Consider the following 8689-nt stretch of genomic DNA (forward strand, 5'->3'; position numbering starts at 1 on the left):
CGCGGAGTTCGCGCGAGAGGCCCTTCACGCGTTGCGGAGCTTGACGTAGACGGCCGTCAGGTGACGGTCGGCGGTGTTCGCGGACACTCCCAGTACCTCCGCGATCACCGCCACCGGCGTGCCCTGCGCGGCGAGTTCCGCGACCCGCAGCTCTACGTCGGTCAGCACCTTCGCCCCGTTCTCCCTCACTGCCCGGCACCGGCCAGTTCGCCCGCCAGCGCGCTTCGCCCGGCTACGCCGAGTTTCCGGTACACCCTGGTCAGATGTTGCTCCACAGTGGACACCGTGATGTACAGCGTTTCGGCGATCTGGCGGTTGGTCCGCCCGTGCGCCGCGAGCTCCGCGACGCGCAGTTCGGCCTCGCTCAACGCGGTCGCCGCCGCTCCCTCCGGATCCGCGCGAGGCGGCTCCGGTCTCGACACCACCGGACGCGGCGCGAGCGGACGCATCGGCTGTCGCGGCACCTGCACCGGTTTCACCAAGCCTGCCGAACGTTCCGCGCGCTGGCCGAGCTGGTTGATCGCGCGGACCGTGCGGGCCAGCTCGAGCCGGTCGCCGGATTCCTTGAACGCTTCCGCCGCCCGGTTCAGCAGGCCGGACCGCGCGCCGCTGTCCCCGGCGAACGCGAGCACCCGCAGCGCCACTGCCTGCGAGAACGCGTCCGTCGTGTCCGCCAGCTGCTGTTTCGCCAGCTCGACCGCCAGGGTCGGGTTGCGCAGCCGCAGGTTCGCCTCGGCGAGATCGGTGCGCCACGGTGCCACCGCGGGCAGGTCGAGATTGCGGTCACGGAGAATCCGTTGGCACTGCTGGAAATCACTCACCGCAGAGAGCCCGCGGTTCGTGGCCAGGTGGAACTGCCCGCGCGCCCTGAGGAACCGTACGCCGCCGAGTGTCGTGTACACGGTTTCAGGCAACGCGTGTCGCAACACTGCTGCTGCGGCCTTGAACGCGCCTGCTGCGGTGTACGCGGTCAGCATCGTCGCCAGCGGGTACGTGATCGCTACGCCCCAGTTCGGCTCGTCAAGCAGCGCAAGTGCGCGGCTCGCCGCTTCGGCCGCTTCGGCAGGTTCGCCGCGACGCAGCAGCAGGCTTGCGCCGAGAGCGTCGAGCATCGCCTTCCACGTCACTGCACCGCGATACTCGGCTTCCTCGGCCAGCGAAGTGCACCAGCCCTCCGCGCGGTCCGCCTTGCCGTCGTACGCAAGCGCGAGAATCGCCGTAGCCAGCGCTTCCAGCGAAGTGTCGGAGAGCCGGCAGTTCTGGAGAATCCGCTCCGCGCACACCGAGGTCTCTTCGCTGCCGCCTACGCGCCACACCGATGCGAGCGTGGTCGCCGTGCGCATCCAAGGATCCGATGCGTCAACCGACAGCTCTGGCGCGGTGCCGTAATGCCAGTGCGCGGCGAGCGTCAGCTCCGCGGCCGTTCGCGGATGCAGCGGCTCGAGGTCGTCACCCAGCCGGACCAGCGCGGACTCGAACGTTTCCCGGTCACCGAACCACAAGGACTGGCGCACCAAGGCGATCCGGTCCGATTGGTCCAGCGAAGCGGCTTCGCGCAACGCCGCGAGATGCGGTGCGGCCGCCGCCGGGTTGACCCGCCACGTGATCTTGGCCAGGAGCTGCGAAATCATCTGCTGCTCCCACGACGCAGTGGTCGTCGCTGCCGCCAATTGCAGACAGCGGGTCGCGAAGTCGACGTCGTCGCCGAGCATCACCTGCTCCGCCGCCGCGACCAGCACCGGCAACGCCCACTCCGCCTGAGCTTCGCCCGCCGCCACGAGATGCCGCGCGACCTCCGGTGCCGACAACCCGCGCGCGTGCTTCACCTCAGCAGCCCGGATGTGCAGTTGCACCTTCTCAGACCCGCGCAACCCGCCGACGACGGCCGCCGCGGCCGGTTGCTGCCGGAACCGCACGCCGTCGACCAGCCCAGTCTCCACGAGCAACCCCGCGGACGCCTCCGCCTCGACCGGGTCCACGCCCGCGACAGTCGCGACCGCGTCCGTCGTCACGTCGGTATCCAGCACCGCGATCGCCGTCGCCACTTCCCGCAGCGGCGAACCGTAACGATGCAAAAGCCGTTGCACCGCATCGGAATACACCGCGCCGTCGTCCACCGAACTGCGGCGTGCGTCGACCAAAGCGCTGACCAGCAACGGATTTCCCGCGCTCAACCCGTGAATCCGCTCGGCCTCGCCGTGATCCGCGACCAGCTGTGCGATCGCCTCCACGGTGAACGGCGTGAGATGCACGTACCGATGCGGCTGCGCGGCGAATTCGACGCCCTCGCCGGAATACCAGCCGTCCGGCTGCGTAAGCACCAGCAACATCGCGGCCGACCGCGCCCGCCGCTGCAATCGCAGCAACAACCGCGCCGACGTCTCGTCCACGTGCTGCAAATCGTCGACCGCGATCAGCAGCGGCCGCTCGCGCGCCAGCCGGTGCAGCGCACTGCACAACGCGGCGATGCGGTCCTCGCCGTCCGCCGCGGCCAGCACTTCGCGCGGCAACGCCGGACTTGCCAGCAACTGGTCGAGCACGCCTCCGTCGACGTCACGCTCGTCGGCCGCTCCCGCCGCAGTGAGCGTCAGCACGCCCAGCTCACGGGCTCGTGCCACGACTTGGTTCTGTACTTGTGTTTTTCCGCTGGCCGGTCCTCCGCCGACCACTACCGTGTCTCCTGCCCCCGCATCGCATTCGATCAGCAGGCCCTCAAGGAGGGACACTGCTTCGTTCGGCTCGGTGCGGCGGTTCTGCCCCCAGTTCACGCCCATCGCAAGCTCCTCGACCCAACGGTCATCTTCCTGCGTGTGCCACAGTCGCAGCCGCCCCCTAAGCACAGCCAACCGCGATCTAAAGTCACTCAATCAGGTGATCACGATTACCTTGCGTTGTTTCCGGCTGGACCTCGTTACGATGCCGCCTGGTCGTGAGGGGCATTGGCGCGCCGCCGTTGCCGCTTTTTGGCTCCGGACAGTGATCTTGCTCGGCTTGGTCCCGCAGTCGGGGTTGACCGCTTCGAGCGATAGAGTAATCGAACGCGCGTTCGATTCAATGGAGAGGTGTCCACGACTACCACGCTCCCCGCCTGGCAGCTGTCAGACCGGGACCTGACCACCAGACTCCTGACCACGCAAAGACAACAGAACGTCGCCTACGCCGCCCAACTGGAGACAATCCGGGAATTGGAAGCGCGCGGCGCCTTGCCGGAGGGCTACACCTCGACTTCGGCCTACCTGGCGACGATCCTGCACGTGACCCTGCGCGAGGCGCGCGCCCGGATCGCCCAAGCCACCGGCACGCTGCCGCTGACCTGGAAAGCGCTGTCCGCGGGCGAAATCACCGCCCAGCACGCCGCCGTAATCGCCGAATTCCTCGCTGACGCACCGAGATGGCTGACGCCCGAGGACTACACCGTCGCCGAAGACACTCTCGTGACCCTCGCGGCGCAGGCCAATCCCAGCGTCGTCCGGCGCGCCGCGACCCGGCTGAAGATCTACTGGGACAACGATCCCGCCGACGTGCCCGGCTCCCCCGACTTGGACCACGGCTTGGACCCGGACTCGGTTCCCGACGCGGGCTCGGACTCCGACTCGGGTTCGCGTCGCGAGGAAGCCGCCCGCCCCTGGCGGGAATTCCGCTGGCAGTGGACCCAGACCGGCCGTTTCCGCTTCAGCGGCAACGTAGACCACGAAACCGGCACCCTGATCGAACAACTGCTGGTTCCCCTTGCCGCACCGGACCCCGCGACCACGCCGGACACGCCCGACCCTCGCACCCCGTCCGAACGCCACGGCGACGCCCTCGCCGCGATCGTCGACCTGGCCGCCCGCACCCCGGACCTGCCCGCCAAAGCCGGCGAACGAGCAGTCGCGACGGTCACGGTCGACTTGGAAACCCTGCGGAGCACGGCTAAAACGGTCGTCGCGGAAGACGAATCCGTGCTGTCCGCGGCCGGCCTGCGCCGAATCCTGTGCGACGCCAAGGTCTACCCCGCGGTCCTGGGCACCGAAGGCCAGGTCCTGGACCTGGGCCGCTCCGCCCGCACCGCCACGAACGCCCAGCGCCGCGCCCTGGCGATCCGCGACCGCGGCTGCACCTTCCCCGGCTGCGACCGCAGCCCGAAGTGGACCACCCCGCACCACATCGTCCACTGGGCCCACGGCGGCCCCACCGACCTGGACAACCTCGCCTCGTGCTGCGAACGCCACCACCGCCTCCTGCACCACAGCGGCTGGAAAATCGTCCTCCGCGACCAGGCCGTGCACTGGATCCCGCCGTCCATCCTCGATCCGGAGCAGAAACCGCTCCGCAACACCGCCCACAACCCACCGCCCGCCCCGCTAGGCCACTCACCACGGCAAGCCGCGAGACCACGCCCGGCTCCCGCTCCGCCCCCGTCGGCCGCAGCCTCATGAGCGCCACGCCGAACGCCACTCGCGCCGGACTCGCATCCACAACCACGAGTCCGGCCAGTGGTCCTGCCCGGGCGCTCAGAACCCCGCGCGACCGCGTTCAGCGCGCCTCCCGCCAACACCGCCCCTCCCTGCGGCACCCCAGGCCGCTAGGGGTTGCCGCACGCGGCCGCGCCCCGAACACTCCTGGTTTTGTGACCGCAGTGGACGAAACACCCGCGAACGCACGCACAAGCCGGTGGATCCGCCGTTTCCACCCGACCGAAGGGGCACGAGTGCGCCTGGTGTGCCTCCCGCACGCCGGCGGGTCGGCGACCGCCTACTTCCCGCTCTCCGCCACCGCGGCCGGGCAGGACTTCGAGGTGGTCGCCGTCCAGTACCCCGGCCGCCAGGACCGGCGCGCCGAACCATGCCTGGACACGGTCGCCGCCATCGCCGACGCGATCGCCGACGACCTGGCCGGCTGGTCCGACCTGCCCGTGGCCCTGTTCGGCCACAGCATGGGCGCCACCGTCGGCTACGAGGCGGCCCGCCGCCTTGAGGCGCGCGGCAATCCCCCGCTGGGCCTGTTCGCGTCCGCTTGCCGGGCCCCGTCCGCGCACCGGATCGAGTTCATCCACCAACGCGACGACGACGGCCTGATCGCCGCGCTGAAGGAACTCAGCGGCACCGACGCCGGCGTACTGGGCGACGACGAACTGCTGCGCATGGTCCTGCCCGCGATCCGCGGCGACTACACCGCCGTGGAAACCTACCGGCACCTCCCAGGCGTGGAACCAAGCTGCCCGATCCAGGTCCTGGTCGGCGACACAGACCCGGTCACCGACCTGGACGAGGCCGGTGCCTGGCGCGACCACACCACCGGCCCCTGCCAGGTGAAGATCTTCCCCGGCGGCCATTTCTACCTGAACGACCAGCTCAACGCCGTCCTGAAGACGATCACCACAACCCTGGCCGCTTGGCAACCGGGAATCTACCGGGGATAAGGGTGGGGAAACCCCAGGGAAGCTTCAGGAGCACACCCCATGGCTCCGGCTCCCCCGTTCCGAGAAACTAGGTACATCAAGGAAACACCCCCTCAACCAGGAGGCCATCATGATGGCGATCACCACCGCCCCCGGCGTCACCCAGCGCATGCTCGCCAACGGCCACCTGGAGCTGACCTGCCGCACGACCAACCGCCACATCGAGTGCGAGCCGGTTGCCGCCGCGATGTGGATTGCGTTGAAGCAGCACAACGGTGACGTCGACCAGGCCGCCACCACCCTCTCCGCCCTGTGGGAAACGAACGAGGACGACACCCGCTACGACCTCATCGCCCTGGCCGGTTCCCTGTGCTCGCTGGGCATGGCCACCGAGTCGTAACCCCGGGCGCGCCTCGAGCCCGGCGCGGGTCGATCCGCAGCAACTCTCCCCGTCTGGTCCGACATCCGCGTCGAGGATCTGCGGCCAAAACGGAAACCACGGCCGCATCTCCCCGACGCACGGCCAGCCCAATGCACCACCGCTCCGCCAAACGCAGCTCTCAAGTCTGCGCCAAAGCCCGCTCGATCGCGCGACGCGCCCGCCCGGCAGCAGTCCGGTCGTGCTGAAGCTGCATCGCCGCGTTCAGTGCCAGCCCGGCGGCGATGATCTCGAACAACGCCTGATCGACATCGAACCCAGCAGGCAGCTCACCGCTCTCCTCTGCCTCGGCCAGGTCCGCACGCAGCTGGCCCCGCCAGCGCGACCACACCTCGGCCACCGCGTCGCGCACCCGGCCCGGGCGGCCGTCGTACTCGCTGAGCGCCGCGGTCATCAGGCAGCCGCCGGGCAGCAGCGGCGCTTCCAGGTAGTCCACGGAGTTGGCGCACACCGCGCGCAGCCGCCGGAGCCCCGGCGGTTCGGGCAGCGCGGGTTCGACCACCCGGTGCCAGAAGTCGACGAACGCCTTGTCCAGTGTGCAGATCTGCAATGTCTCCTTGGTGCCGAAGTGCTTGTGCACTCCGGACTTGCTCATCTCCAGTTCCTCAGCGAGCCGGCCGATCGTGATCCCGTCCAGCCCCTCCGCGGAGGCGATCTCGGCCGCGCGGTCGAGGATCCGGCCTCGGGTGGCCTGTGCTTCGGCCGCTGAGCGTCGCGGTGACATGCGAGAAGTATAGCGTACGTGCGTTCTCTATTGATTAGAGAACGCACGTACGCTAAATTTCCGGCAACCAAGACCACGACGAAGGAGCACGAGATGCGGGCGCGCCGCCTGGGCTGGGCCGGACTGGAAATTGAAGCGAGCGACGAGCGACTGGTGATCGACTACGTGCAGGACCTGTCCCCGCTGTTCACCGGATGGAAGTCCGGCGAAGGACTGGCGACGCCGAGCGGGAAGGCCATGGCCGCACTGGTCACCCACTTGCACCGGGACCACACCGACGCGGCCGCGCTCGCGGAGGTGCTGACACCGGGAGCGCCAGTGCTCCGCCCGCCACCCGGCTATGGGGACGACGCGGACAACGTGACGACATTGCCCGCCGAGCGCGAGTTGACCCTGCACCGACTGCCCGCCGAAGTCGTCGAGCCCTGGTCCGCCAGGGAAATCGGACCGTTCCGACTCACCGCGGTCCCGGCCGTCGACGGGCTGGGCGACCCGCAGCTGAACTGGGTGGTCGAAGCTGCCGGGCAACGGATTTTCCACGGCGGCGACACGATGTTCCACGGTTACTGGTGGCTCATCGCCCGCCGGTTCAGCCCGTTCGACGCGGTGTTCCTGCCCGCGAACGGCGCGGTGGTCGACGCACCGCATCTCCAGCCGCCGAGCCCCGTGCCCGCCGCGTTGGACCCGAGGCAAGCCGCCGCGGTCGCGGATATCCTCGACGCTCGGTACGCGGTGCCGATGCACTACGAGACGGAGCAGTCGGACAAGGTCGCCGGATACGTCGAGATTTCCGATCCGGAGGCCGAGTTCCGCGCACATGCCGGGCGGCGGGCACACGTGCTGCCGGTCGGGGAATGGCTGGACCTCGCTCAGGCAACCGAGAACTCCGGCGTGACAGCGGGTTGAGACAGCAGGACACCGACCCAGCCGAGCCAGCGCACCCGCGGTGGCGAGCCGTCGATCCGCCGTCCGAGAATCCATTGTGGACACGCCAGGGCCCCAAGGGACAGGTCACCGCGAACCCCGCCGTTGCCGTGCGCGCCTCAAGCAGGCTAGGCTCAGATGGTAACAACATCTGACGTGAGCATCACAGTGACCGGCCATCGCACTGGCCAAGAAAGGAGCTGGTCAGCAGGTGCGTGTGCTCTTCACCAGCCTCGCTTCGGTCGGTCACACCTACCCGCTCATCCCGCTCGCGGTCGCCGCCCGAGAGGCCGGGCATGAGGTGCATTTCGCCGCCGGGGAGAACGTCCACACGTGCTTGCACCGCAACGAGCTGCGGCCCTTTCGGCCCGCGGATTCGTTCTACGAGATCTATGCCGAAGACCTCGAACCCGAACTGACCCGGTTGCGCCCTGATCTCGTCGTTCACGAATGGGGGCAGCCGGGTCCGGCTGTCGCGGCGGAGCGGGCGGCGATCCCCGGGCTCTGGCACGGGTTCGGCCGCATGTTTCCCGCCGGGATCGGGTTAGAGCGGCCCACGCTAGGGCGGCCGCATCTCGATATCTGTCCGCCGTCCTTGCAGGACAAGGACTTTCTCGCGACAGCTGAGCGAATCGAACTGCGGCCCGTCGCCTATTCCGAGCCGGCGCTGCCCGAGTGGCGTGCCGGGACGAGTTCGCGACCGTCGATCTACCTGACGCTCGGCACCGCCTTCGGCACGGCGGAAGTGCTCGGCACAGCCGTCCAAGGCTTGTCGGCGCTGGGTGCCGACGTGGTGGTTTCCGCCGGGAACGTCCGGCTTGGCGAGGCACCGAAGAACGTCGCGGTCCACAGCTGGGTCCCGCAGGCGGAGCTGCTGCCGCAGGTCGACGCGGTCGTGCACCACGGCGGCAGCGGTACGACGCTCGGCGCGCTCGCGGCCGGGGTGCCGCAGTTGGTGCTTCCGCAGGGAGCGGACCAGTTCGCCAATGCGGAAGCACTCAGCGCCGCGGGCGCTGCGTTGCAGATCCTTCCCGGAAAGCTGAGTGCGGAAAGTGTTGCCGAGAGCGTACGGAAGCTGTTGCCCCGGGACAGCGGTTATCGCGACGCGGCCCGAGCGGTCGCTGAGGAGATCGCGCGAATGCCGTCGCCGGACGAGGTTGCGCGGGAGTTGCCTCGGTGGGCCGGGACCAAGTAGGGAGCAATGGGGCCGCCCGGTGGGGCG

8 protein-coding genes are annotated in these 8689 nt (G+C 69.2%); 5 read left to right on the plus strand and 3 right to left on the minus strand.

The features are described from left to right. Positions 1 to 24 precede the first annotated feature (24 nt). Both L3Q65_RS26360 and L3Q65_RS26365 read right to left on the minus strand, forming a co-directional pair. Entirely contained in the window at positions 25 to 189 is a 165-nt protein-coding gene (locus L3Q65_RS26360) for a LuxR C-terminal-related transcriptional regulator (RefSeq protein WP_182891236.1), read from the minus strand. After that, positions 186 to 2774: a LuxR C-terminal-related transcriptional regulator gene (locus L3Q65_RS26365; RefSeq protein WP_370648119.1), complete on the minus strand. Its 2589-nt coding sequence runs from the start codon at positions 2772 to 2774 to the stop codon at positions 186 to 188. Before L3Q65_RS26365 ends, L3Q65_RS26360 begins: the two co-directional genes overlap by 4 nt. Positions 2775 to 3062: 288 nt before the next feature. On the opposite strand from L3Q65_RS26365, the gene L3Q65_RS26370 reads away from it, so the two are divergent. The 3 genes from L3Q65_RS26370 (at position 3063) to L3Q65_RS26380 (ending at position 5780) form a co-directional block, all read left to right on the plus strand. Further along, positions 3063 to 4418, plus strand: coding sequence for an HNH endonuclease signature motif containing protein (locus L3Q65_RS26370; protein WP_237596943.1), 1356 nt, complete (start codon positions 3063 to 3065; stop codon positions 4416 to 4418). A gap of 272 nt (positions 4419 to 4690) precedes the next feature. Beyond that, positions 4691 to 5401 carry a thioesterase II family protein gene (locus L3Q65_RS26375; protein ID WP_304504523.1) on the plus strand — a complete coding sequence of 237 codons (711 nt, stop codon included), beginning with the start codon at positions 4691 to 4693 and terminating at the stop codon, positions 5399 to 5401. A gap of 109 nt (positions 5402 to 5510) precedes the next feature. After that, positions 5511 to 5780, plus strand: a complete 270-nt coding sequence (locus L3Q65_RS26380) for a hypothetical protein (RefSeq protein ID WP_182891233.1) — start codon at positions 5511 to 5513, stop codon at positions 5778 to 5780. A gap of 160 nt (positions 5781 to 5940) precedes the next feature. On the opposite strand, the gene L3Q65_RS26385 is transcribed toward L3Q65_RS26380, so the two are convergent. Beyond that, positions 5941 to 6543, minus strand: coding sequence for a TetR/AcrR family transcriptional regulator (locus L3Q65_RS26385; protein WP_237596944.1), 603 nt, complete (start codon positions 6541 to 6543; stop codon positions 5941 to 5943). Positions 6544 to 6636: 93 nt separating this feature from the next. On the opposite strand from L3Q65_RS26385, the gene L3Q65_RS26390 reads away from it, so the two are divergent. Both L3Q65_RS26390 and L3Q65_RS26395 read left to right on the plus strand, forming a co-directional pair. Beyond that, positions 6637 to 7449 carry an MBL fold metallo-hydrolase gene (locus tag L3Q65_RS26390; protein ID WP_237596945.1) on the plus strand — a complete coding sequence of 271 codons (813 nt, stop codon included), beginning with the start codon at positions 6637 to 6639 and terminating at the stop codon, positions 7447 to 7449. Positions 7450 to 7678: 229 nt separating this feature from the next. Next, entirely contained in the window at positions 7679 to 8662 is a 984-nt protein-coding gene (locus tag L3Q65_RS26395) for a glycosyltransferase (RefSeq protein ID WP_237596946.1), read from the plus strand. Positions 8663 to 8689: the final 27 nt, after the last annotated feature.

The sequence above is a fragment of the Amycolatopsis sp. FU40 genome, assembly GCF_021903635.1.
Taxonomy (GTDB): Bacteria; Actinomycetota; Actinomycetes; order Mycobacteriales; family Pseudonocardiaceae; genus Amycolatopsis; species Amycolatopsis dendrobii.

What these genes read in the sequence shown, in the direction of transcription:
- L3Q65_RS26390 (WP_237596945.1), top strand. Translation starts at nt 6,637, where the DNA reads ATGCGGGCGCGCCGCCTGGGCTGGGCCGGACTGGAAATTGAAGCGAGC.
- L3Q65_RS26385 (WP_237596944.1), bottom strand. Translation starts at nt 6,543, where the DNA reads ATGTCACCGCGACGCTCAGCGGCCGAAGCACAGGCCACCCGAGGCCGG.
- L3Q65_RS26365 (WP_370648119.1), bottom strand. Translation starts at nt 2,774, where the DNA reads ATGGGCGTGAACTGGGGGCAGAACCGCCGCACCGAGCCGAACGAAGCA.
- L3Q65_RS26380 (WP_182891233.1), top strand. Translation starts at nt 5,511, where the DNA reads ATGATGGCGATCACCACCGCCCCCGGCGTCACCCAGCGCATGCTCGCC.